The organism is Nocardia sp. NPDC051321 (assembly GCF_044455225.1).
Taxonomy (GTDB): Bacteria; Actinomycetota; Actinomycetes; order Mycobacteriales; family Mycobacteriaceae; genus Nocardia.
The window spans coordinates 380,327-404,476 of the sequence record NZ_JBITEM010000008.1; the positions used below are offsets into that span (position 1 = coordinate 380,327).

17 protein-coding genes are annotated in these 24,150 nt (G+C 67.2%); 15 read left to right on the plus strand and 2 right to left on the minus strand.

Features of this window, described 5'->3' with window-relative positions; all coding sequences use genetic code 11:
• From ACIA8C_RS21410 to ACIA8C_RS21420, 3 genes are read left to right on the plus strand one after another with little or no spacing between them, the layout of a single operon-like run.
• Positions 1–8,097 (plus strand): amino acid adenylation domain-containing protein, encoded by an 8,097-nt coding sequence (locus ACIA8C_RS21410; RefSeq protein ID WP_397137227.1) that lies wholly within the window; start codon positions 1–3, stop codon positions 8,095–8,097.
• A 9-nt stretch (positions 8,098–8,106) separates the two neighbouring features.
• Positions 8,107–8,328: an MbtH family protein gene (locus ACIA8C_RS21415; RefSeq protein WP_397137230.1), complete on the plus strand. Its 222-nt coding sequence runs from the start codon at positions 8,107–8,109 to the stop codon at positions 8,326–8,328.
• Between the two features lie 59 nt (positions 8,329–8,387).
• Complete coding sequence (locus ACIA8C_RS21420; protein ID WP_397137232.1) at positions 8,388–9,614, plus strand: cytochrome P450; 1,227 nt, start codon at positions 8,388–8,390, stop codon at positions 9,612–9,614.
• A 76-nt stretch (positions 9,615–9,690) separates the two neighbouring features.
• On the opposite strand, the gene ACIA8C_RS21425 is transcribed toward ACIA8C_RS21420, so the two are convergent.
• Positions 9,691–10,599, minus strand: coding sequence for a phytanoyl-CoA dioxygenase family protein (locus tag ACIA8C_RS21425; protein ID WP_397137234.1), 909 nt, complete (start codon positions 10,597–10,599; stop codon positions 9,691–9,693).
• 286 nt (positions 10,600–10,885) lie between these two features.
• On the opposite strand from ACIA8C_RS21425, the gene ACIA8C_RS21430 reads away from it, so the two are divergent.
• From ACIA8C_RS21430 to ACIA8C_RS21470, 9 genes are all read left to right on the plus strand, one after another.
• On the plus strand, positions 10,886–12,079 hold the full coding sequence (locus tag ACIA8C_RS21430) for a cytochrome P450 (RefSeq protein ID WP_397137235.1): 1,194 nt from the start codon (positions 10,886–10,888) through the stop codon (positions 12,077–12,079).
• Between the two features lie 26 nt (positions 12,080–12,105).
• Positions 12,106–14,370 carry a DPP IV N-terminal domain-containing protein gene (locus tag ACIA8C_RS21435; protein ID WP_397137237.1) on the plus strand — a complete coding sequence of 755 codons (2,265 nt, stop codon included), beginning with the start codon at positions 12,106–12,108 and terminating at the stop codon, positions 14,368–14,370.
• 12 nt (positions 14,371–14,382) lie between these two features.
• A complete protein-coding gene (locus tag ACIA8C_RS21440) occupies positions 14,383–15,597 on the plus strand; it encodes a cytochrome P450 (protein WP_397137239.1) in 1,215 nt (404 codons plus the stop codon).
• The gene (locus ACIA8C_RS21445) at positions 15,588–15,779 is read left to right on the plus strand and encodes a ferredoxin (protein ID WP_397137242.1); all 192 of its coding nucleotides are present in this window, start codon (positions 15,588–15,590) and stop codon (positions 15,777–15,779) included. The genes ACIA8C_RS21440 and ACIA8C_RS21445 overlap by 10 nt, the downstream gene beginning before the upstream one ends.
• A gap of 107 nt (positions 15,780–15,886) precedes the next feature.
• Positions 15,887–16,999, plus strand: coding sequence for an alpha/beta fold hydrolase (locus ACIA8C_RS21450; protein ID WP_397137244.1), 1,113 nt, complete (start codon positions 15,887–15,889; stop codon positions 16,997–16,999).
• 138 nt (positions 17,000–17,137) lie between these two features.
• A complete protein-coding gene (locus ACIA8C_RS21455; RefSeq protein WP_397137246.1) occupies positions 17,138–17,647 on the plus strand; it encodes a hypothetical protein in 510 nt (169 codons plus the stop codon).
• A gap of 47 nt (positions 17,648–17,694) precedes the next feature.
• Positions 17,695–18,540: a DUF4097 family beta strand repeat-containing protein gene (locus ACIA8C_RS21460; RefSeq protein WP_397137249.1), complete on the plus strand. Its 846-nt coding sequence runs from the start codon at positions 17,695–17,697 to the stop codon at positions 18,538–18,540.
• A 45-nt stretch (positions 18,541–18,585) separates the two neighbouring features.
• Positions 18,586–19,560, plus strand: coding sequence for an ATP-binding cassette domain-containing protein (locus tag ACIA8C_RS21465; protein ID WP_397137251.1), 975 nt, complete (start codon positions 18,586–18,588; stop codon positions 19,558–19,560).
• Positions 19,557–20,330 (plus strand): ABC transporter permease, encoded by a 774-nt coding sequence (locus ACIA8C_RS21470; protein WP_397137253.1) that lies wholly within the window; start codon positions 19,557–19,559, stop codon positions 20,328–20,330. Before ACIA8C_RS21465 ends, ACIA8C_RS21470 begins: the two co-directional genes overlap by 4 nt.
• Before the next feature lie 65 nt (positions 20,331–20,395).
• Here the strand turns inward: ACIA8C_RS21470 and ACIA8C_RS21475 are convergent, their stop codons facing one another.
• Positions 20,396–21,040 (minus strand): FMN-binding negative transcriptional regulator, encoded by a 645-nt coding sequence (locus ACIA8C_RS21475; RefSeq protein ID WP_397137255.1) that lies wholly within the window; start codon positions 21,038–21,040, stop codon positions 20,396–20,398.
• 285 nt (positions 21,041–21,325) lie between these two features.
• Between ACIA8C_RS21475 and ACIA8C_RS21480 the strand changes: the two genes are divergently transcribed.
• From ACIA8C_RS21480 to ACIA8C_RS21490, 3 genes are read left to right on the plus strand one after another with little or no spacing between them, the layout of a single operon-like run.
• Positions 21,326–21,685: a phosphopantetheine-binding protein gene (locus tag ACIA8C_RS21480; RefSeq protein ID WP_397137257.1), complete on the plus strand. Its 360-nt coding sequence runs from the start codon at positions 21,326–21,328 to the stop codon at positions 21,683–21,685.
• A 41-nt stretch (positions 21,686–21,726) separates the two neighbouring features.
• Positions 21,727–22,494, plus strand: a complete 768-nt coding sequence (locus tag ACIA8C_RS21485; protein WP_397137259.1) for a hypothetical protein — start codon at positions 21,727–21,729, stop codon at positions 22,492–22,494.
• Positions 22,495–24,102 carry an amino acid adenylation domain-containing protein gene (locus tag ACIA8C_RS21490; protein WP_397137261.1) on the plus strand — a complete coding sequence of 536 codons (1,608 nt, stop codon included), beginning with the start codon at positions 22,495–22,497 and terminating at the stop codon, positions 24,100–24,102.
• Positions 24,103–24,150 lie beyond the last annotated feature (48 nt).

The window sequence follows — 24,150 nt, forward strand, 5'->3', positions numbered from 1 at the left end:
ATGGTCCCGCTTTCCTACGCCCAACGGCGGTTGTGGTTTCTCTACCGCTTCACCGGGCCGTCGCCGACCTACAACTTCCCCGCGGTGTTCTGGCTGCGCGGCACGCTCGATGTCGAGGCGCTGGTCGCCGCGATCGGCGATGTCGTCGCCAGGCACGACAGCCTGCGGACGCTGATCGTCGAGGACGACGCGGGTACGCCGATGCAACAGGTGCTGCGCGCGGACGACGTGCGGTTGGACGTGCCGATGCGGCCGGTGCCTGCCGACGAGGTGGACGCCGTGATCGCCGAGATGTACGAGTGCCCGTTCACGCTGTCCGACGAGATTCCGATCCGGGCGCGGGTGCTGCGCTGCTCGGCTACCGAACACGTGCTGGTGCTGATGATCCACCACGTCTCGGTCGACGGCGGTTCGATCGTGCCGTTCGTCAGGGACCTCGCCACCGCCTATCAGGCCCGGCTCGCCGGTGCCGCGCCCGGCTGGTACCCACTGCCGGTCCGGTACGTGGATTACACACTGTGGCAACAGGAACTGCTCGGCAGTGCCGCCGACACCGACAGCTTGCTCGCGGCTCAGGTCGGCTATTGGCGGCAGGAATTGGCGGGCATACCCCAGCCGCTGCGGCTGCCGGTGGATCGGCCCCGGCCCGCCATCATGGGCAATCGCGGCGGTTCGGTCGACGTCGTCGTCGAGCCGGAACTGTTCGCGGCCGTGCGGGATTTGGCACATCGTCAGGACGCGACCGTGTCGATGGTGTGCCAGGCCGCCGTCGCCGTCCTGCTGCACCGGCTCGGCGGCGGTGACGATCTCACGATGGGCTCGCCGATCGCGGGCCGCACCGACGAGGCGCTGGTCGACATGGTCGGGTTCTTCGTCAACACCTGGGTGCTCCGGGTCGGATTGGCCGGGAATCCGTCGTTCGACGAGGTACTGCGGCAGGTGCGGGAGAAGGCGCTGACCGCCTACGAGAACCAGGACGCGCCGTTCGAACGCCTGGTAGAGCTGCTCAACCCGGACCGATCGCTGGCATACCATCCCTTTTTCCAGGTCATGGTCGCGTGGCAGAACTTCACCAGGCTCGACCTGGAATTGCCCGGCCTGGTGATCACCCCGCAGCTGTTCGCCGCCACCACCGCGAAGTTCGACCTGTTCTTCAATTTCGGCCCGGACGCCACCGGGGCGGGTGCGCGTGGCGTCATCGAGTACGCGGCCGACCTGTTCGACCGGTCGACGGTCGAGCTGATCGGCGCGCGACTGTGCGATGTGCTGCGTCAGATCGTGGCCGAGCCACGGCGCACCGTAGGCGCGATCGACGTGCTCCAACCCGGTGAGACGGACTGGTTGCTCGGCACGCTCAACGACACCGCCGCTCCCGCATCGGATCTGACGATTCACGCGGCGTTCCGACGCCGGGCCGCCGCGAACCCGGACGCCGTCGCGGTGCAAAGCGGCGACGCGACCCTGACCTATCAGGAACTCGACCGGCTCGCGGACACGCTGGCGGGCAACCTGATTCGGCACGGCGTCGGTCCGGAGTCGCTGGTGGCGGTTGCGCTGCCGCGCTCGCCCGAGCTGGTGATCACTTACCTCGCGGTGCTCCGGGCGGGCGGGGCGTACCTGCCGATCGACCTCGACTACCCGGCCGACCGAGTGGCGTTCATGCTGCGTGACGCCGCGCCCGTCGTCGTGGTCACGGACGGGACGTTCACCGCACCGGACGGGCAGCCGCAGCTGCGGATCGACCAATTGCGCTGCACCACCAACGAATTGGTTCCGGAGATCTCTTGCGGCGGTGACCGGCTCGCGTACGTCATGTACACGTCGGGGTCGACCGGCGTACCCAAGGGGGTGGCGGTGACGCACAAGGGTGTGGTTGGTCTGGCGCAAGACCAGCGGTACCGCGGCGGTGCCCACGAGCGAGTGCTGTTGCACTCACCGCACGTGTTCGACTCCTCGACCTATGAGTTGTGGGTGCCTTTGCTGGGTGGCGGCCGGGTGGTCGTCGCCCCGGCCGAGATGCTCGACTCAACGAGGTTGGCGGCGTTGGTCACCGGTCGGCAGCTCACCGGATTATGGCTGACCGCAGGGTTGTTCGGTGTCGTGGTCGATCAGGATCCGGGGTGCCTGGCAGGCGTGCGTGAGGTGTGGGTCGGTGGCGATGTGGTGTCTCCGGCCGCAGTCACGCGGGTGCTGGAGGCGTGTCCCGGCCTTGTCGTGGTGAACGGTTATGGGCCAACGGAGACAACGGTTTTCGCTACGTGTCATCGGGTGGCACAGGAGTCGCTTGGTACGTCCGTGCCAATTGGTCAGCCGATGGACAACATGCGGGTCTATGTACTCGATGAGTGCTTGCGGCCGGTGCCACCGGGTGTGGTCGGCGAGTTGTATGTGGCGGGTTTCGGTGTAGCGCGCGGTTACCTGGGACGGTCGGGCCTGACCGCTGAGCGGTTCGCGGCCTGTCCGTTCGCCGCTGGCGAGCGAATGTATCGGACCGGTGATCTGGCGGCGTGGAATTCCGTGGGCGCGTTGAACTTCCATGGCCGGGCGGATAACCAGGTGAAGGTGCGCGGTTTCCGCATCGAGCCGGGGGAGGTGGAGGCCGTGCTGACCGAGCATCCCGCGGTGTCGGGCGCGGTCGTGGTCGCCGGTGCGGACAAGGAGAACGACGCGCGGTTGGTCGCCTATGTCGTGCCGGACCTGACCCGCACCGGCGCACCGGCCGAGCAGGTGCGCGAATGGCGCGAGGTCTACGAACGGATGTACGAGACGGGCGTTGCCGAACTGGGGGAGGACTTCTCGGGCTGGAATTCCAGTTACACCGGCAAGCCCATTCCGCTCGACGAAATGCGGCAGTGGCGCGACGCGGCGGTCGAGCGAGTGCTGTCGACCGCGCCGCGCCGGGTGCTCGAGATCGGTGTCGGCTCCGGACTGCTGCTGGCACACCTGGTTCCGCACGTCGACGAATACTGGGGAACGGACTTCTCCGCGACGGTGATCGACCGGCTGCGCAGGCAGGTCGCCGAGGCGGGCTTGGCGGACCGAATCCAGCTGCGCTGCCTCGCGGCCGACGATGTCTCGGGTCTGCCCGCCGGGTCCTTCGACACGATCGTGCTGAATTCGGTTGTCCAATACTTCCCGGATGCGGGCTATCTCGATCGAACGCTGAGCGCGGCGATGGGGCTGTTGGCGCCGGGCGGCCGCGTCATCGTCGGCGACGTGCGTAATGCCCGCACGCTGCGCCTGCTGCACACCGCGGTGCATCGCGCGCGCTACCCGGGTGCCACCGAGGCCACCGTGCGGGCCGCCGTCGAGCACGCCGTTTTCCTGGAGAAGGAATTGGTGCTCGACCCGGAATGGTTCACCAGGTGGGCGGCGGACGGTAAGGCGGCCGGCGTGGATATCCAGCTGAAATCCGGTGCCGCACAGAACGAATTGACCCAGCATCGCTACGAGGTCGTCCTGCACAAGGCGCCTGCCGCGCCGGTTTCGCTCGGTGACCTGCCGGTGCTGACCTGGGGCGAGCAGGTGCGTGAGCTGGCGGACGTCGAGGCGTTCTGCCGGAACGGGGCTGCCCGCGCGACGCGGATCGCGGCCATCCCGAACGCGCGCCTGACCGGCAGCGCCGTCGATCCGCAGGAGCTGCGAGAGTTGGCTGCCGGACTGGGTTGGGGTTCGCTGGTCACCTGGTCCGAGGCGGCCGAGAACTTCGACGCGGTGCTCTGGCCGGACGGTGCTGCCGATCCGAGCCCGCTATCCGGCGGTTATTTCCCGGGCAACCGCACCGATCGACTGCTGACCAACAATCCGGCGGGCGTGCGCGACGTCGGCGCGGTGCTCGCGGCACTGCGCGAGTACCTGCGCGAGCGACTTCCCGACTACATGGTGCCGTCCGCCGTCGTCGCCATCGGCCGAATCCCGTTGACGCCCAACGGAAAGCTGGACCGACGGGCACTGCCCGCACCCGACTACGCCGGGTCCGGCGGCGGACGTGCGCCGCGGACCCCGCAGGAGGGCGTGCTCGCCGGGCTGTTCGCCGAGGTGCTCGGGTTGAGCCAGGTCGGCGTCGACGACGACTTCTTCGCCATGGGCGGGCATTCGCTGCTTGCCATCCGGCTTGTCGGCCGCATCCGGGCCGAGCTCGGCGTCGAGGTGCCGGTGCGGGTGGTGTTCGAAACCGGGACCGTAGCCGGGCTGGCCACCGCCGTCGAGACCGCGCAGCAGGCGCGACTGCCGCTGACTCCGCAGGCCCGTCCCGAGCGGGTGCCGCTGTCGTTCGCCCAGCAGCGGGTCTGGTTCCGGCACCTGTTCGAGGACTCGTCGACCACCTACAACATGCCGACGATGCTCCGATTACGCGGCAGGCTCGATGTCGCCGCGTTGCGGACGGCGGTCCGGGATGTGATCGGCAGGCACGAGAGTCTGCGCACGCTGATCGCCGAAGACGACGACGGTATGCCCTACCAGCACATTCTGTCGACTGAGCGGGCGCAGGCCGAGGTGACCGTCCATGACGTCGAGCCGACGGATCTTCCCGCCGCGCTGGCCGATGTGGCCGGCCACCGGTTCGACCTCTCCGCCGAGATCCCGTTGCGTGCCAAGGTTTTCCGCATAGCCGACGACGACAACGTACTCGCGCTCGTGCTGCACCACATCGCGGGCGACGGCAGCTCCGCCGCCCCGCTGGTGCGCGATCTCGCGCTGGCGTACCAGGCCCGCACGGCGGGACAGCCGCCGGATTGGCGGCCGCTGGCTGTGCAGTACGCCGACTACGCCATCTGGCAACGGTTGATGCTCGGCGAGGAATCCGACCCGGACAGCCCGGCGGCGATCCAGGCCGAGTACTGGCGCCAGGAACTGGCAGGCGCGCCCGAACCGCTACCGTTGCCGCTGGACCGACCGCGCGGCGCGCAAGCCGGAAGGCGGGCCGACCAGGTCGAATTCGACATCGGCGCAGAGCTTTTCGCCGGTATCGAAGGACTGGCGCGGGATCGGGGCGTGACGGTCTCGATGGCACTGCAGGCTGCGCTTGCCATCCTGCTGCACCGGATGGGCAGCGGCGCGGACATCACGATCGGCGCACCGCAGGCGGGCCGCGTCGACCACGCGCTGACCGACCTGGTCGGCATCTTCGTCAACATCTGGGTGCTGCGCGTGCGGCTCGGCGGTGACCCGTCGTTCGCGCGACTACTCGACCAGGTCAGGGACCGGGCGCTGGCCGCGTACGACAACCAGGACGTGCCGTTCGACCGCCTCGTCGAGCTGCTCAACCCCAGCCGTGCCGCGGGCTATCACCCGCTGTGCCAGGTCGTGCTGGCCTGGCAGAACAGTACGGCCGCCGAGCTGCGCCTGCCGGGGTTGGCGGCGACGGTCGAGCCGGTTTCCGGTAGCGGCACACCGAAATTCGACCTGTTCTTCAATCTGGCTCCCGACCCCGCGCGCGGCGGTGCCGTCGGCTATGTCGAGTTCGACGCGGGCCTGTTCGACCGCGCGGCCATGGTCGAGCTCGTGCACCGATTCCAGCGGGTGCTGGCGCAGGCCGTCGCCGATCCGGCGTTGCCGACCGGCGCGTTCGATGTGCTCGTACCCGGCGAGCACGACAGGGTGGTCACCGAGCTCAACGACACGGCAACACCGCTGCCGCTGGACACGATCCCGGCGATGTTCCGCAGGCAAGCCACCGCGACACCGGACGCGATCGCGGTAACGGCCGACACCAGATCGCTCACCTACCGGGAACTCGACCGCCGCTCCGACCGGATGGCGGCCAACCTGCTGCACCGTGGCGTCGAGCCGGAATCGGTGGTGGCCGTTGCTTTGCCGAGGTCGCTGGACTACGTGATCACCGTGCTTGCCGTGCTGAAGGCCGGTGGCGGGTATCTGCCGGTCGATCCGGGATATCCGGCCGAGCGGGTGGCATTCATGCTGCGCGACGCGCGCCCGCTGATGCTGGTGTGCACCCTCGACGACGCCGATCCGCGGGACGGCGACCACTGCCCGCGGGTGGCGGTCGACGAGCTCGGTGCTGCGACGGACCAGCAGCTGCCGAATGTGGTTGCACAGGGCGGCTGCCTCGCCTACGTGATGTACACGTCGGGATCCACGGGCGTGCCCAAAGGCGTTGCGGTGACCCATCGAGCGGTAGTAGGTCTGGCCGCGGACCGCCGGTACCGCGACGGCGCCCACGAGCACGTGTTACTGCACTCGCCGCAGTCGTTCGACTCCTCGACCTATGAGCTGTGGGTGCCGTTGCTCGGCGGCGGCCGGGTCGTCGTCGCCCCGGCCGAGGTGCTCGACGTTGCGACGTTGTCCGCGTTGGTCACCGGTCGGCAGCTCACCGGATTGTGGTTGACGGCGGCATTGTTCGCGGTTCTTGTCGACCAGGACCCGAAGTGCCTGGTCGGCCTGCGCGAGGTGTGGGTCGGCGGCGACGTGGTTTCCGCGTCCGCCGTCACGCGGGTGCTCGACGCGTGCCCCGGACTCGCCGTGGTCAATGGCTATGGGCCTACGGAGACAACGGTTTTCGCTACGAGTCACCGGGTGTCGCCGGAATCGCTTGGTACGGTCGTACCGATCGGTCGGCCGATGGACAACATGCGCACCTACGTACTGGACGAGCGCCTGCGGCCGGTGCCGCCGGGGGTGGCCGGTGAGCTGTACGTCGCCGGTGCCGGTGTGGCGCGCGGATATCTGCGGCGTCCGGGACTGACCGCTGAGCGTTTCGTGGCCTGTCCGTTCGGTTCAGGCGATCGGATGTACCGGACCGGCGATCTCGTCAGCTGGAATGCAGTGGGGGAGTTGGTATTCCGTGGTCGAGTCGATGATCAGGTGAAGGTGCGGGGTTTCCGGATCGAACCGGGGGAGATCGAGGCCGCCCTGACGGCGCACCCCGGAGTCGCCCAGGCGGCGGTGGTCGCCCGCGACGGCGGCAGCCGCCTGGTCGCCTACGTGGTCGCGACGCGGCCCGAACCAGGCGACCTGCGCGCATACTTGGCGACCCGGCTGCCGAGTTTCATGGTGCCCGCGGCGGTCGTCGAGCTCGATCGATTGCCGTTCACCCCGAACCACAAACTGGACCGGGCCGCATTGCCGGACCCGGAATTCGCCGCGACGGAGTATCGGCCGCCGCGCACCGAGGACGAGGTGCGGCTCGCCGCGCTGTTCACCGAACTGCTCGGCGTAGACCGGGTCGGCCTCGACGACGACTTCTTCGACCTCGGCGGTCAATCGCTGCTCGCCATCCGGCTGGCCAGCCGAATCAAGGCGACCATGGGGATCGCGGTGCCGGTGCGGACGGTGTTCCAGCATTCGGTCGTCGCCGACCTCGCGGCCAACCTCAGGACCGACACCGGCGACGCGGCGGCGGATCCGCTCGCGCCCGTGCTGCCGATGCGCACCACCGGGCAATGGCCGCCACTGTGGCTGATCCGGGCCGGAGGCGGATTGTGCTGGCCGTACTTGGGATTCGTCAACTATCTGCCCGATCGGCAGCTGTACGGCATCCAGGCGCGTGAGTTCGACCGCACGCGCCCGAGACCGAGTTCCGTGGGGGAGATGGTCGACGACTATGTGGCACAGGTGCTGTCGATCCAGCCCGAGGGGCCGTACCGCCTGATGGGCTGGTCCGCGGGCGGCGCCTACGCGCACGCGATGGCCGTCGAACTGCGCCGCCGCGGACACGAGGTCGACCTGCTCGCCATGCTGGACGCCGCCACCAACGGCGGTGGCGGGGCGATGGCCGAGGTCTCCGACGACGACGTGCTCGACGACATGCGCAGCCGCGACATGATCCGGGACTTTCTCGGCCCCGCCGAGGACGAGGCCGAACTCGAACAGCTGCTGTTGACCGTCGCCGCCATCACCAGGGAACAGGCGGTACTGCTCGACGAGTTCGCCAACCCGGTCTTCGATGGGGATGTGCTGTTCTTCACCGCGACGGTGGACGACCACGCCTTCGCCACCGACTGGAAGCCGTACGTGCACGGCGAGATCCACGAACATCGCATCCGATGCGCGCACCGCGACATGTCCCAACCGGCGCACGCGGCCGCCATTTGCGCCGTGCTCGAGCGCGCCCTCGCCGACCGGGCGCACGACTAGGAGGAAATTATGAGCACCAACCCCTTCGACGACGAGGACGGCGAGTTCTTCGTCTTGATCAACCTCGAGGAGCAGTACTCGCTGTGGCCCGCGTTCGCCGAGGTGCCCGCCGGCTGGCGGGTGGTACTCGGCCCGGACAAACGCGAGAACTGCCTGGACCACATCGAGCGGAACTGGACGGACATGCGCCCGAAAAGCCTGCGCGACGCGATGGCCGCGGACAGCGCGTGACACCGGGCCCTGTCCTGTCGACGAGACACCTATTTACCTGACCTCGAAGAAGGTATTCGATGACAAGCACTCCGATGACAAAATATCCGATGATCGACATGGCCGAGCGATGGAATATTCACCCCGATCATTTCTGGCTCCGCGGGCGGCAACCGGAAGATCCCGTCGTTTTCGACGAGGCGACCGGGGTGTGGAATGTCTATCGCTATGACGACATCATGAAGGTCTTCGGCGATACGGTGAATTTCTCGTCCGATATCAAGCGGCTGTTCGATTCGGCGGAGGTCAACGAGCACAAGGAGGGCAACCTCATCCAGCTCGACGGCGAGGAGCACCGCAGGCTGCGCGGCACGGTCAGCAAAGCCTTCACCCCGAAGATAGTGGCCGATCTCGAGCCACGGATCCGCGATATCACCATCGAACTGCTCGACGCCGTGACGGGTAAGGAGGAGATCGAGCTGGTCGCCGATCTCGCGTATCCGCTGCCGGTGATCGTCATCGCGGAGCTGCTCGGCATACCCGGCTCCGATCGTGACCTTTTCAAGAAATGGGCGACGGCGATTCTGGACAGCACCTACAAGATCTCGCTCGCGGACGCCGACCAGCCGGCCACCCCACCCGAGGGCGAGCGGCTGATCGACAAGGTGCAGCCGATGTTCGACTACATGCGCGAGCACGCGAACGAGCGCCGGCGGGCACCCCGCGAGGACCTGTTGAGCCATCTCGTCGCCGCCGAAATGGACGGTGTCAAGCTGACCGACACCGAGCTGGTCAATTTCGCCGTCATGTTGCTGCTCGTCGGGCACGTCACCACCACCATGATGTTCGGCAACACCGTCCTGTGCATGGACGCGCAGCCGGACTGGACCGAGCGGGTCCGCACGGACCGCTCGATGCTGCCCGCCTTCGTCGACGAGACGGTGCGCCTGGTCAGCCCGCTGCCCGCGGTCGCGCGATCGACCATCGCCGAGGTGGAGATCGCGGGGCGCCGGGTGCCGAAGGACCAGATGATCATGCTGTATCTCAGCGCGGCGAACCGGGACGAGGCCAAGTTCCCGGACCCGCATCTGTTCGACCCGACCAGATACCCCAACCCGCACCTGGCCTACGGTCGCGGCTTGCACGTCTGCCTCGGCGCGCCGCTGGCCCGGCTGGAAGCCCGTGTGGCCCTTAATGTTCTGCTCGACCGCTACCCCGTGTTGCGCGCCGATCCGGACAACCCGCCGACGTTCATCCCGAACCCCGGCATGACGGGCGTGCATACTCTGCCGCTGCGCACCGGGTGACCCGCACGGTCGCGGCGGTGGCGGAAAACGAGCGAGCCCCTCTCATGATCTGAGAGGGGCTCGCTCGTTCGTGGGGTCACCTGCTGACCGTGCCCTCCTGCAACCGCCGGACCATGCGGTGCGTGGTCTCCAGTGGCGTTTCCCCCGCCGCCGCAGGCACGAAACCGCCGCGGGTGTTGATCTCGGCGATCCGGTCGTTCCACCGCTCGTGGCCGCGGAACGGGATCGACTCGTCAGGGGAGTAGGCCGGATAGTTGCGGTAGTTGTTGGCCGCGGCATCGGCCTTGCCACGCACCAGGATCGGGTCGAGGTAGAGGCCTTCGTTGGCCACCGCCGTCGACGTCGCGATATAGCCGACGTCGAGGCCGCAGCGGCGGGTGTCCGAGGTGTTCGGCTCGGAGCAGTGCAGGATATTCGGGTGATGGATGGATACATCGCCGGGGGCGAGTTCGATATCGACAACGCCCGCCTTCGCCACCCATTCGTCGACGAGGTCTTGATTCGTCTGTGAATAGAGCATGTTGGGTGTGTCGGTGCGGGTGCGCGGGGGAATGATCGGCACCCGGTGGCTGCCGGGCACGATACGCAGGCACCCGTTTTCCCGGGTGGACGGATCGATCGCCACCCACACGGTCAGCGCCGACATCGGCTGCAACTTCCAGTAGGCGCCGTCCTGGTGCCACAGCACCGGCCTGCCGTCCCTCGGTGGCTTGCACACGTAGTGCGCGGTGAAGCAGGCCAGATCCGGGCCGAGGAACAGCTCGGCGATATCGACGAGCCGGTCGTCGGTGACCATGCGCACCCAGAAGGCGTCGTTGCGCATCAGCGGATGGTGATATTCCTCCGGCCGCAGGTGTGGATAGCGTCGGCCGAGCCACTCGACGTGGGCGCGGCCCTCTTCGATCAGTTCGGTGTCCAGGACGTCGCGAATAATCGCGAAACCATTCGTTTCGTATTCCCGGACAATTGTATCGGCGTCGAACATCGTGCAGTCCCTTTCGACTGTTCGGTACGCGCGCTATTCTGTCGAATCCTGAACTACCGGGTCAGGCGCGCGATTCTGTGATTCAATTCGGAAAATACGAGGGCCGCCAGCCCGGTGTCAAACGTCGCGCTGTCCTGGCGCCGGGACATCGGAGAAAGCCGTGGATATCGACAGGAGCGAAGACGGCCTGAAAGAATCGAGCTTAATTCCGCGTATTGCGACGGCAGCGGAAACAGCAAGCGAATTCGATGGAATATGCCGTTGAATCGGCGGTCAGGGAGAGGTCATGTCCGTACTGGCGCAGCGATGGAAGCTGGATGAACAGCGGTTCTCCTGGATGTATGAACAGACCAGGGCGCCGAGAGGCGTCGAGCGGGACGAGAAGACCGGCATCTGGAACGTGCACGGTTACGCCAACGCGCTGCAGGTGCTGAACAATCCGGCGGTCTTCTCGTCCGGGACGGGCCGCCTCATCCCGGAGAACAGCGAGTTCGACGAGGGGGCCATCACCCAGCTCGATCCGCCGCGCCACACCGCGCTGCGCAAGCTGGTCTCGTCCGCCTTCTCGCCCAAGGCGATCGGCGAACTGGAACCGCGCGTGCACGCCATCGTGGACACCCTGCTCGCGAAGGTCGCCGACCAGCCCGCCTTCGACCTGGTCACCGACTTCGCCTATCCGCTGCCCATCACCGTGATCACCGAACTGCTCGGCGTACCGGCCAGCGACCACGGGCTGATCCACGGCTGGGTCGACGCGATGATGAGCGGCACGATGGAGTACTCGCTGGTCGAGCGCGACGAACAGCTCGACAACGAGATCGACTATGTGCTCGAGCAGGCCAGGCACATCACCGACTACCTGCGGGTGCTGCTGAAGGAGCGGATGACCAACCCGCGCAAGGACATGCTGACCAGTCTCGTCGAGGCCGAGATCGATGGCGAGCGGCTCACCGAGGCCGAGATCGTGAACTTCGCGAACGCGTTGCTCGTCGCCGGGCACGTCACCACGACGGCGCTGATCAGCAGCACCGTGCTGTGCCTCGACGCGTTTCCCGAGGCGGCGGAGCGGGTGCGCGCGGATCGTCGGCTGGTGCCGACGTTGATCGAGGAGTCGCTGCGCTACTTTCCGCCGATCGGCATGATGGCCAGGGTCACCAACGTCGAGGTCGAACTGGACGGCGTCACGATCGGGCCCGATCAGCTTGTCGGAGTGTGGATTCCGACGGCCAATCGGGATGCTTCGATCTTCGCCGATCCGTTCGTCTTCGACCCGGCGCGCGAGCCGAATCCGCACATCGCGTTCGGCCGTGGCGTGCACTTCTGCATCGGCGCCGCCCTCGCCAGGCGCGAGGGACGCATCGCGATGAACGCGCTGTTCGACCGATTCCCCGGGCTGCGCGTCGACCCGCACGGCACGCCGTCGTTCATGATGAGCCCCAATCTCAATGGGGTGTCGAAGCTTCCGGTCGTCGTCGAGTGAACGCGCAGACTGGAGGGACCAGGATCGTGCTCGACGAAAGCGCCTACCGGACCGCCGAGCAGCTGCTGCGGCACAATCGGCGAAACCTGGTGCGCGGCGGTAAGGTTCAGCCGCGTTGGACGACGGACGGCTTCTGGTACGCGGTGGATACCGAGCAGGGACGGCGGTTCATTCTCGTCGATCCGGCCGAAGGCAGCAGGCGGCCCGCGTTCGACCACGAGCGGCTCGCGGCGACGCTCGCGGCCGCGGCCGGTCAGGACGTGGACGCGGCGGCATTGCCGTTCGCGGCGTTCGAGCCGGTCGGCGACGCCGTCGAGTTCGACGCGTTCGGCGCGCATTGGCGTTGCGCGCTAACCGATTACACGTGCGCACCGGCCGAATCGAAGCCGGCGGGCAGCATGCTCGAGGTCGTCTCACCCGACGGTAAGACCGCGGTGTTCCTCGACGGGCACGACCTGCGGGCCCGCTCGGTCGACGGTGGTGAGGACTGGGCGCTGACCAAAGACGGCACCCGCGAACAGGATTACGGCTCCAACCCCGACTACTTCATGTACTCGACGCTGCTGTCCAGGATCGGCATACCGCACCTGCCGCCCGCGGTCGCCTGGTCACCCGATTCGAGCCGGGTGCTCACTCACCGCACCGACCAGAGCGGCGTTCGCGAAACACATCTGGTGCGGGCGATGCCCCCGGACGGCGGTGCCCCGGATTTACTGACCCAGCGTTTCGCGCTACCCGGCGACGAGCGGCTGCCCATGGCCGAGCTCGTCGTGCTCGACGTCGCCACCGGCACCGCGGTGCCCGCGCGGGCCGAGCCCATACCGATGTCGATGATCTCGCCGGTCAGCAGGCAGTGGGCGTGGTGGGCGAGCGACGGCACCGCGGTGTATTACCTGAACACGACGCGGGACACGAGAACGCTGAGCCTGCATCGGCTCGATCCGGGGTCAGGCGAGGTGCGCACGATGGTGACCGAGTCCGCCGCGACCAGGGTCGAGCCCGCGCAGCGCTTCGCGCAGGCCCCCATGGTCCAGGTGCTCGGGTCCGGCGAGGTCCTGTGGTATTCCCAGCGTGACGGCTGGGGTCATCTGTATCTGTACGGTGCGAACGGCCAACTGCGGCACCAGGTCACCTCCGGGGAGTGGGCCGTGCAACAGATCCTGCACGTCGATGAGGACCGGCGCCTGGTCTACTTCGTGGCATCAGGTCTCGTTGCGGCAGATCCCTACCGCCGCACCGTATGTCGCGTCGGGTTGGACGGTGCCGGATTCACCAGGCTGGTCGACGACGACCTCGACCACGTCGTCACGGTGTCGCCGGATCGGTCGTACTTCCTCGATTCGGCGTCGACCAGCGACATTCCGCCGGTGATCACGGTGCGCGGCTGGGACGGTGCCGTGCTCGTCGAGCTGGAACGGGCGGACGTGTCGCGGCTGGCGGCAACCGGATGGACCGCGCCGCAGCGATTCCGGGTGACCTCGGCCGACGGCGCCACCGATATCCACGGAATGCTCTACCTGCCACACGGATTCGACCCGGCCCAGCGCTACCCGGTGCTGGATCATCCGTACGGCTTCCCGATCGCGAACCGGGTCAGCCCGTGTTTCGATCCCGGCTACTACGGCTCGGACGCGGAAGTGCTCGCGGCACTTGGATTCGCCGTGGTCGCGATCGACGGCCGCGGCTCGCCCGGCCGGAGCAAGGCGTTCCACGACGACTCCTACGGGCGAGTCGGGAACGGTTGCGGCCTCGACGATCATGTCGCGGCGTTAGGCGAGCTGGCCGCGAGCCGGCCGTGGCTGGACCTGGACCGGGTCGGCGTGTTCGGGGTGTCCTCCGGCGGATTCGCCGCGGTGCGGGCCATGCTCGACTTCCCGGAGGTGTTCAAGGCCGGTGTCGCCGAGGCGGGCATGCACGACATGCGTTACGTCGACCTGGGCATCGCCGAGATGTACAACGGACCGCTCGGCGCCGCGTACCCAGAAGCGTCCAATGTGGCTGCGGCGGAACGGCTCACCGGCAAACTGCTGCTGATGCACGGCGGTCTCGACGACAGCGTCTCGCCGCAGCTGACATTGCGACTTGTCGAAGCACTCGTCTTGGCGGACAAGGACTTCGAGCTGGTCATCATCCCCGGCGCCGACCACTACGGCAACGGTTACGAGCACTACATCAACCGGCGCAGATGGGACTTCCTCGTCCGCAACGTCATGGGTGCCGAGCCGCCCGCCGGATACCGGCTCGCGCCCATCCCGATGGACATGGACGCCGTAGCCGAGCTGTTCGGCTGAAAGGAAAACGACATGACCGAATCCCTCTCCGCGCCCGTGCAATTGCCGGTTGAGCGACCCGCCGACCGGCCGTTCGATCCGCCGACGGAGCTTGCCGAACTCCGGGCGCGCACTCCGCTGCGCAGGCTGGACTTTCCGGACGGACATGTCGGCTGGTTGGTGACCAGTCACGCGCTGGTCCGTGCCGTGCTCGGCGATCAACGGTTCAGTGCCAGACACGAATTCATGCACTCGCCGTTTCCAGGCACCGAGGACATCAAGATTCCCGCGGCACCGCCGGGGCACTTCAGCGCCTTCGACCCGCCGGAGCACACCCGCTTCCGGAAGCTGCTGACCGGCAAATTCACCGTCCGCAGGATGGCGCAGCTGACCGCGGGCATCGAGCGGTTCACGGCGGACTGCCTCGACGCGATGGAGCGCGAGGGGTCGTCGGTGGATCTGGTGCGTACCTTCGCGAGACCCATTCCGACACTGACGATCTGCGACCTGCTCGGCGTGCCCGATCAGGACCAGGACGTGTTCCAGCGGGTGGCCAGGCTCAACGAACTCGACGTGACCCCGGAGGAGACCGTCGAGATCATGACCTCGCTGGACAAGTACATGCACGAGCTCGTCCTCGCCAAGCGCGCGGCACCGACCGACGACCTGCTGAGCGACGTCGCGGCAAGCGATCTCACCGTCGAGGAACTCACCGGTGTCGGTACCCTGCTGCTCGGCACCGGCCTCGACACCACGGCCAACATGATCGCGCTCGGCGTCTTCGCCCTGCTGACCAATCCCGACCAGGTCGCCCCCCTGCGCCGCGGTGACGGCGATATCGACCGGGTGGTCGAGGAGCTGCTGCGCTACCTGAGCATTCAGTTCTTCTCCGTCCGGACCGCGCTCGCCGACGTCGAGCTGGGCGGCGAGCGGATCAAAGACGGTGACACGCTGGTGCTTTCGCTGCACGCGGCCAACCGTGACCCCGACCGGTTCGCCGATCCCGACACCCTTGACGTCGAGCGGCGCGCCGCCGGGCATCTCGCCTTCGGATACGGCATCCATCAGTGTCTCGGTCAGCAGCTCGCCAGGGTCGAGATGCGCGTCGCTATTCCGGCGCTGCTGGCGCGATTCCCCACCTTGCGGCTCGCCGCCGCACCCGAGGACGTGCCGCTGCGAACCGGCGCCATGTATGGCGTGCACCGGCTGCCCGTCACCTGGGGCGAGGAGGAAGCGCGATGCGGCTGAGCGTGGATCGGGAACGTTGTTGCGGTGCGGGCATGTGCGCATTGACCGCGCCCGGAGTGTTCGACCAGGACCAGGACAGCGGGCGGGTGGTGTTGCTCGCCGCGGAGCCGCCCGCCCACTTTCACAAAGCGGCACGGCTGGCTATCCAGGTGTGTCCCTGCCTGGCCATCACGGAAGGCTAGGTGGTCGGATGCTCGGCAGAGACGCGAAAGCGGCCGTAGGACAGCTTGTTTCGGCGGTCCTGTCATCGAGGCCGCTAGTCGAGGGGATAGGTGCGCCGGTTCGGGTCGTGCCGTATTTCCGTGCGGGTGATTCGTGCGGTGACTGGTCTGTCGGCCACCGCAAGGCGGTGCGGCGATTGTTCGACCGGATCACCCAGCGGGCCGGCGTGGACGGGTTGGTGCTGTCGTACGACGAGTCATTCGACGGGCTCGAGGTGTTCGAGCGCGTGCTGAGCGAGCGGCTCGCGATCGGCGACCACATGACTGTCGTCGGGGTTGTTCCGGCGGATCGGCTCGGCGAGGTCGACGCTGTCGTTGCCGAGACCGTGCGGAACAGCTTCGACGCGTTCGCCCGCAAAGCACGAGCCACTTCCTTCGATGGCATGTCGCTGAACGTCTACGACGCGGGGGAGGGTGCGGAGACCGTCGTGCTCGTCCCCGCCTGCGGCATGCCCGCCGTGCTCACCGAGTCCTGGGTGCGTTTTCTCGCGCGGGACCGCCGCGTGCTGACCTGGGAAACGCGCGGATTGTTCGGCGCGGCAAGTCAACCCGGCGATTTCGCCGTTGACAGCACGGCACAGGCCGCCGACCTGCTCGCGGTCATGCGCCACTACGGCGTGTCGAACGCGCACATTGTCGGACTCTGCGGCGGGGCGGTGATCGCGCTGATGGCCGCCGCACTGCGGCCGGCCGGCGTTCGCTCGCTCAGCCTGTGGCACGGATCGTATGGATTCGGTGACAACGGTCCGATGACCGAACACGAGAAGGGCATGGTCGAGCTGATGGCCACCGCCGCCCGCGATCGGTCGGCGGCCCGAGCCGTGCATGCCGCCTTCTGTCAGGCGATGCTCACCAACACCCCGGCCGACGTGGCCAATCTTGTGCTCTATCCGTATGCGAGTCCGGAATCGCTGTACCGGTACTGCCGACTGAACAGTTCGCTCGCTACGACCGATGTCGGCCGATATCTGGCCGAGGTGACCCAGCCAACGCTCGTCGTCACCAGCCGGGACGACCGCACCGCGCATCCGGCTGCCTCGGAGCGGGTGGCGGCCGGACTGCCGAACAGTGAGTTGCTGATGCGCGAGCACGGAGATCACCTCTCCGTGTTCCGTGCCGACCACTCGGTGCTGCGAACGGCTGTGGATTTCATGGCGCAGAGCGCGGCTCAGGCCGTCTAGTGCGTACCGGCTACTCGTCACCGATTCAAGCATGTGGCGCCATCATGGCGCCATGTTATCGAGCGATTTCGGCGCTCGATATCTACTCATGGCGCCATAAGTCTTGACGTGGCGCCATGATGGCGTTACTGTTGCGCCATGGACCTTACGCCTTATGTCGACAACCTCCAGCAAGAACTTCTGGCGGCGGCTGATTCGGGCGAGGCTGCCGCGTTGGCACAGCGACTGGCCTCGTCGGTCGCGTCCGCCACCCGGTTGACCATGCTCGATGTGTTGTCCGCCGCCGCTGACGAGATCAGCAAGGACCTGGTACCCGGTTCGGTCGAGGTCCGATTGCGCGGCCGCAACCCGCATTTCGTGGTCACCCCCGGCGAAGAGGCCGAGGACGACCAGGCGTGGGCGTGGTCGGCGAGCCCCGGCCAGGACGCGCCGGTCGTCGCCGACAACGACGGCGCCGTGTCCAGGATCAATTTCCGGCCACCGGAGCAACTCAAGCAGCGCATCGAGGCGGCCGCCGGTGCGGCGGGGATGTCGGTCAACGCCTGGCTGGTCCAGGCGGTCGGCGCGGCACTCGCCGGTGACCAGCGTTCGAAGCGGGCGCGCAAGGACGGCAACCGATCGGCTCGGTTCACCGGCTGGGTGGGCTGAGTAGCACAGGTACGAAAGAAAGCACAACTGAGACAAGGGGATTCGTCATGCCAACATTCGAAACGCCGGAACCCATCGCGGTCACGCTCGTCGCGGGCAGCGCCGAGGTGCGCCTCGCCGCGAGCGCTCGCACGGACACCGTGGTCCGGGTGGAGCCGGGCAACAGTGCGAACGGGACCGACGTCAAGCTCGCCGAGAACGTCACCACCGACTTCTCCGCGGGTCAACTATCGGTCACCGCACCAGGCGGGTCGGGCGAGCGGAGCGCGATCATCGTCACGATCGAGCTGCCGGTCGATTCCGGCCTGACGGCGAAGCTGGCGAACGCTCAGGTACACGCGGTGGGCTCGCTCGGAGCCATCGACGTGCGCATGGATGCGGGACTGGTCCGGCTCGACAGCATCGGCACGCTGCAGGCGCGCCTGTCCGCCGGTGACCTCGTGGTCGGGCACATCACCGGCGCCGCCGAGATCGGCGGATCGGCGGGCTCGGTACGGATCAGCGAGGCCGACGGCAACGTCCGGTTCCGCAGCTCCGACGGGCAGATCTGGATCGGCGACGCCGCGGACGACCTCGACCTCAGCACCGTGAACGGCGGCATCGAACTGGGCAGCGCCGGCGGCAATGTCACCGCGAAGACGGTCGACGGTGCCATTCGGGTCGGCCGGTTGACGCACGGCCGAGCGGACCTGATGAACAGCGAAGGCAACATCGAGATCGGCATCAGCGAGGGCACCGCCGCGTGGGTGGACGCGAGCAGCACCAAGGGGTCGGTGCACAGCGTCCTTCCGGCACAGCCGAACCCCGACGAGTTCGACAGCACGGTCAAGGTGCGGGCGCGCACTCAATTCGGAGACATCGTCGTTCGGCGCGCCGCCGACGGCAGCGCATAGCTGGACGACTACTCCAGCTGATCACAGGAATGAAAGGAGGGAGAGATGGCTGACATCTCTCCAATGGCGATCACGGCGACCGGCCTGCGCAAATCCTATGGTGAGCAAACCGTGCTCGACGGGATCGATCTGCGCGTGGCCCCCGGCACCGTCTTCTCGCTCTTGGGCCCCAACGGCTCCGGTAAGACCACCACCGTCAAGATGCTCACCACCCTGATCCCGGCCGACGGCGGGGACATGTGGGTCGGCGGGCACAACGTGATCAAGGACGGCCCGCAGGTACGCGCGACCATCGGTGTCACCGGGCAGTTCTCGGCGGTGGACCGTTTCCTCACCGGCGAGGAAAACCTGCTGCTCATGGGCGATTTGAACCATCTGCCCCGCGCCGAAGCACGACGGCGCTGCGCCGAACTGCTGGAACGATTCGAGCTGGTCGATGCGGCGAAGAAGATCATCAGGACGTATTCGGGCGGCATGAAACGCCGCTTGGATCTGGCGATGAGCCTGATGGGCAAGCCGAGCATCATCTTCCTCGACGAACCGACCACCGGCCTCGATCCGCGCAGCAGGCACACCCTCTGGCAGATCATCCGTGAACTGGTCGGCGACGGCGTGACCATCTTTCTGACCACGCAGTACCTGGAGGAAGCCGACCAGCTTGCCGACCGCGTCGCGGTGCTCGACCAGGGCAAGCTGGTCGCCGAGGGCACCCCGGCCGAGCTCAAGCAGCGCGTACCCGGCGGGCACATCAGCGTGCAGTTCCCCGACGCCGATGCCCTCGACCGTGGCGCCCGCCGACTCGGCGCGACCACCCGCGACAACGACGCCTTCACCTTGCAGATCGGCGGTGGCAGTAGCGCCGCGGAGGTAAAAGCGGTGCTGGACAAGCTGTTCGACGACGCCATCCCGGTCGACACGGTGTCGGTGCACACGCCGGATCTCGACGATGTCTTCTTCGCGCTGACCGGCCACGCCAAGTCCGAGACCGAGACCGAGACCGAGAAAGTGAGCGCATCATGACCACCGTCGCCAGCGCGGTCGCCGATTCGTCGACCATGGTGCGCCGGGAACTTCGGCACACCTCGCGTAATCCGGGCCAGCTCATCCTCGCGATGCTGGTTCCGCTGATCATGCTCCTGTTGTTCAACTACGCGTTCGGTGGCGCCATCGGCACCGGCGGCGTCAAATACATCAACTATGTGGTCCCGGGCATCGTGCTCATGGCCGTGAGCTACGCCGCGCAGGGCACCGCCATCGCGGTCAACACGGATATGACCGAGGGCATCATCGACCGGTTCAAGACGATGGCAATCGCGCGACCCTCGGTGCTGTTCGGCCACGTCATCGGCAGCACCCTGCGCTCGCTGCTCGGCATCGCGATCGTCGTGATCGTGGCGCTGGCGATCGGGTTCCGGCCGAGCGCCAACGTCCTGGAGTGGCTCGCGGCGATCGGGCTGATCGCACTCACCTTGTTCGCGGTCGCTTGGCTCGCAACGGCTTTCGGTCTGATCGCGAAGAATCCGGCGGGCGCGTCCAGCATGACGCTGCCGCTGGCACTGCTCCCGTTCCTCAGCGGTGCCTTCGCGCCGACCGACGCCATGCCGGGCTGGCTGCGCGCATTCGCCGCCAATCAGCCGATGACCCAGATCATCGAGACGCTGCGCGCGCTGCTGCTCGGTGGGCCGATGGGCAATCACGCGTGGCTGTCGGTGATCTGGTGCTGCGGTATCGCCGCGGTCGGCGCCGCATGGGCCGCCTCGGTATTCACCAGGCAGACCGCCGTACAATAATCGCTGAAATTCTGTGCAATACGCTTCCGGTGTCACCACATGGTTGGTGGCACCGGAAGTTTCTTTCAGGCAAGCCGTTTCATCAGTTCGGCTGTTTCGCGATGCGGACAGGAACCCCGGTCCATGAATGCGGCAACCACGCGTTCCCTGACCATCGGGTCCTGCTCCTGACTCAACTTGAACATGCCATCGGTGTGCGAGACGACGAACCGGAACGCCCCGACGGCAGGCAGCAGTTTCTCGAAATACTCGATCGAGCCCGACATATCCCAGCCCGCGCCGAACTCCGCCTCGTAAGCGCGCACGGTCGACTTGACGACCTCGAGCGTCTCCACCGCCGTTCCTATCTTGTGCAGTCGGCCGTGCACGTGCACGGCCGTGTAGTTCCAGGTCGGTGCCGCCGGTTCGGTGCGGTAGACGGTCGGCGAGACATAGGCGTGCGGACCGGTGAAAACGAGCACGGAGTCGGTGCTCGACCGCAACGCCCGCCAGTGCGGATTCGCCCGATTGAAGTGGCCGAGCAACACCGTGCCCGACAGATCGGGCGACGGCTCGGCGGCCGGTGGTTGCCCGAAGATCACCGGCAGATGCGTCGCGTAGGGCACCTCGCCGGGGCTGCCATTCGTCAAGAGCATGGCAAGCGGATTGCGCCGCAACAGCTCGATCAACCAGCTGCTGTCCGGCGTGCGGTATTGCGCGGGAACGAACATCCGAAGGGTGTCCTTTCGGGATTATGAATCCTGGCCATTGCGGAACGAGCCGGGTCGGCCGCCGCGAATAGCGACCGGGTAAGTCGCGGATGACGCGATGCTGTCACAATCTCCGCTGAAATCGCTCCGCGCGACCGTGGAATGTCCTGCCGACAAGACATCGTTTGGCACGCATCGCCTTTCGCTTGCCAGCGCACGACGGGTCCGATGAGAATCGACAACATCAGTCAATTCCCGTGTCGGGAAAAACAATTCGGCTGAGTCCAGAACAAATGGAGCACGACTATGCCCGCTGACGACCTCTCCGCCCGGCTGGCCAAGCTGTCACCGGCCAAGCGGGCCGTGCTGGAACGCATGTCCCGCGAGGTGGCAGACCGCGCCATCGCCACCGCGCGCACACCGATCGAGACCGAACTGGTCACCATCTGGCGCGAGGTGTTCGACAACGCCGAAATCGGCGTGACGGACAGCTTCCATGTGCTCGGCGGCGACTCGATCACCAGCCTGCGGGTCGCGGTGCGGGCCGATGCCGCGGGCATTCGGATCACCTCCCGGCAGATTCTGGAGGAGGAGACGATCGAGCGCCTCGCCCGCGTGGCAGGCACCTCGGACGCGTGGACGCGCCGAGCCGACGAGACGTCGTGAACCGACTGGGCAGCACCCACTGAGAACATCACGGGGAGAGCATGATGTGGAACCTGGTACGCGCCGAGAAGCTCGACGCGGAACTGCTGAAAGCACTGCTGGACAACGAGATAGCGGCCGTCTCGGTGCCGGAATTCCTGTCCGAGCAGACGTGCCGCGACGCGGTCGAAGGCATCGAGCGCAGCGGGCTCGACTACTACCTCAACGTCGAGCCGCCGGTCGGTCGAATCGGCATCACCCAGTACGAGCACCGGCGCGGCGAGGAAAACCGGCGCGCCTATTTGGCGGCGGCGCCCGCGGCCAACCAGCGTAGGCGCGCGGTGTTCGCGCAGAGCGGTGACCTCCTCGAACTCGTGACCGACGCGATCGCGGCGGCGTGGCCCGGCACGGTCGGCCTCGCGTACGAGGGTGACCAGCAGTACTTCGCCGGGCTGGTCCGGGTGATCCGCAAGGGTCTGCTGCACTGCGACTGGGCGCCCAATGACGCGCCGGGCTGGGCGATCGGATCGGTCGACGCGCAGATCACCTGGAACGTCTTCTGTCAGGTCCCCGAGAGCGGCGGGGTCACCAACGTGTACAACCGGCCCTGGGATCCGGACGCCGAGCAGTCGCTCGTCCCCGACAGCTACGCCTACGACGCAAGCCTGGTCGACGGTTGCGCCCACGTGCGCATCGAGCCGTCGCCGGGCGAGCTCGTCCTGTTCAACAGCCGTAACTTCCACAGCATCGAATCCAGCGAGGGCGTGGAGCGGATCAGCGTGAGCTCCTTCGTCGGCCGGATCGGCAGCGACCTGGTGCTCTGGTCCTGAGTGGGCGCACATCAGGTAGGGCCGCGGCTGGCGGACGACGGCGCGGACTGGCTGCCGGTGCACACGATGGTCGAGCGGTGGGCCGAAAAGACCCCGGACGCACCGGCGTTGTGGCACGAGGGCAGCGAGATCGGGTACGGCGAACTCAACATGCGCGCGAACGCTATTGCCGCGGAACTCATTCGGCGCCGCATCGGCGCGGAACACCTCGTCGGCATTTCCATCCCGCGCGCACCCGAACAGCTGGCCGCGGTGTTAGGGGTGCTCAAGGCCGGCGCGGCGTATCTGCCGCTCGACCCGGCCTACCCGGCGAAACGCCGCGAGTACATGGTGCGTGATTCCGGCCTGCGCACCGTGCTCACCCGCCGCTCCACACTGCACGCCGGCCAGGTCGGGGCGGACATCATCGACATCGACGGCATCGAAACGCACCGAGAGCTCCGCGATCCGGGCATCGCTGTCCGGCCCGATCAGCTCGCGTACGTGATCTATACATCGGGTACCACCGGCCAGCCGAAAGGCGTGGAACTCACCCACGGCGGCCTGGCGAACGTCATCCGCGCCTCGCTGACCGACTTCGCGCTCGACCGGTCTTCGCGTGTGCTGCAATTCGTTTCGTTCAGCTTCGACGCCTCGGTGTGGGAGATGTTCATGGGTTTGGGGTCCGGCGGCACGCTCTGCCTCGCGCCGCCGGACCTCGCGACGGCCGAGCATTCGATAGACCGCACCATTCGGGACAGCCGTGTCACGCTGATCTACCTGCCGCCCGCGCTACTTTCGACGATCGATCCGGGGACAGTCCCGGACATTCGCACGGTGATCACCGGCGGCGACCGTATCTCGGCCGAGTTGCGCAACCGGTGGGCCGAGACAGCCAGGTTCTTCGTCGGCTACGGCCCGACCGAGGGCACCATCGTGCAGACGTGGCAGGAGTGTGCGGTGCGGTCGCCGAGCGTGCCGTCGATCGGCCTGCCGATCGAGAATGTGCTGCTGTACGTTCTCGACCAGCGCGGTGATCCGGCGCCGCCCGGAGTGGTCGGCGAGGTGTATGTCGGCGGCATCGCCGTCGGCCGCGGTTACCGGCATCGGCCAGCACTCGCCGCCGCCCGCTTCGTCGCCGATCCGTTCTCGCCGACCCCCGGCGCGCGAATGTATCGCACGGGCGATCTGGTCCGGCGCACCGAGGATGGGGCGATGATGTTCGTCGCGCGGGCCGACCAGCAGATCAAGATCCGCGGCTATCGAATCGAGATCGGTGAGGTCGAGGCCGCGCTGCGGGCGATCGACGGGGTGCACGAGGCGGTGGCCGTCGCCGAACCGGGCGTGAGCGGCCTGCCGCGCCTGATCGCCTATGTGGTTGCCGAGGCGACCACCGATTTCGGCAGGTCGGTGCGGGAAAGGCTGCGCGATCGGCTGCCCGAGCACATGGTGCCGTCGGTCGTGCACGTCGTCGATCATTTCCCGCTGACGGTCAACGGAAAGATCGACCGCAAGGCCTTGTCGTCGCTGATCCGCTCGGCGCCCGCTGCCGTGGAGCAGGCGCTCGCGCGGGTGGAGGCGATGTCGGACGAGCAGGCTCGCGCGCTGCTGGACAGCCTCGGCCACTGAGACGAAAGGACCCGCGTCGGGAGTTGGCTGAATTCGCCGAATGATAGC

Bases quoted from the DNA above. Each gene is read 5' to 3' on its own strand.
- ACIA8C_RS21480 (WP_397137257.1), top strand. From the start codon at position 21,326: ATGCCCGCTGACGACCTCTCCGCCCGGCTGGCCAAGCTGTCACCGGCC.
- ACIA8C_RS21420 (WP_397137232.1), top strand. From the start codon at position 8,388: ATGACAAGCACTCCGATGACAAAATATCCGATGATCGACATGGCCGAG.
- ACIA8C_RS21430 (WP_397137235.1), top strand. From the start codon at position 10,886: ATGTCCGTACTGGCGCAGCGATGGAAGCTGGATGAACAGCGGTTCTCC.
- ACIA8C_RS21415 (WP_397137230.1), top strand. From the start codon at position 8,107: ATGAGCACCAACCCCTTCGACGACGAGGACGGCGAGTTCTTCGTCTTG.
- ACIA8C_RS21445 (WP_397137242.1), top strand. From the start codon at position 15,588: ATGCGGCTGAGCGTGGATCGGGAACGTTGTTGCGGTGCGGGCATGTGC.
- ACIA8C_RS21455 (WP_397137246.1), top strand. From the start codon at position 17,138: ATGGACCTTACGCCTTATGTCGACAACCTCCAGCAAGAACTTCTGGCG.
- ACIA8C_RS21485 (WP_397137259.1), top strand. From the start codon at position 21,727: ATGATGTGGAACCTGGTACGCGCCGAGAAGCTCGACGCGGAACTGCTG.
- ACIA8C_RS21410 (WP_397137227.1), top strand. From the start codon at position 1: ATGGTCCCGCTTTCCTACGCCCAACGGCGGTTGTGGTTTCTCTACCGC.
- ACIA8C_RS21465 (WP_397137251.1), top strand. From the start codon at position 18,586: ATGGCTGACATCTCTCCAATGGCGATCACGGCGACCGGCCTGCGCAAA.
- ACIA8C_RS21425 (WP_397137234.1), bottom strand. From the start codon at position 10,599: ATGTTCGACGCCGATACAATTGTCCGGGAATACGAAACGAATGGTTTC.
- ACIA8C_RS21475 (WP_397137255.1), bottom strand. From the start codon at position 21,040: ATGTTCGTTCCCGCGCAATACCGCACGCCGGACAGCAGCTGGTTGATC.
- ACIA8C_RS21460 (WP_397137249.1), top strand. From the start codon at position 17,695: ATGCCAACATTCGAAACGCCGGAACCCATCGCGGTCACGCTCGTCGCG.
- ACIA8C_RS21470 (WP_397137253.1), top strand. From the start codon at position 19,557: ATGACCACCGTCGCCAGCGCGGTCGCCGATTCGTCGACCATGGTGCGC.
- ACIA8C_RS21440 (WP_397137239.1), top strand. From the start codon at position 14,383: ATGACCGAATCCCTCTCCGCGCCCGTGCAATTGCCGGTTGAGCGACCC.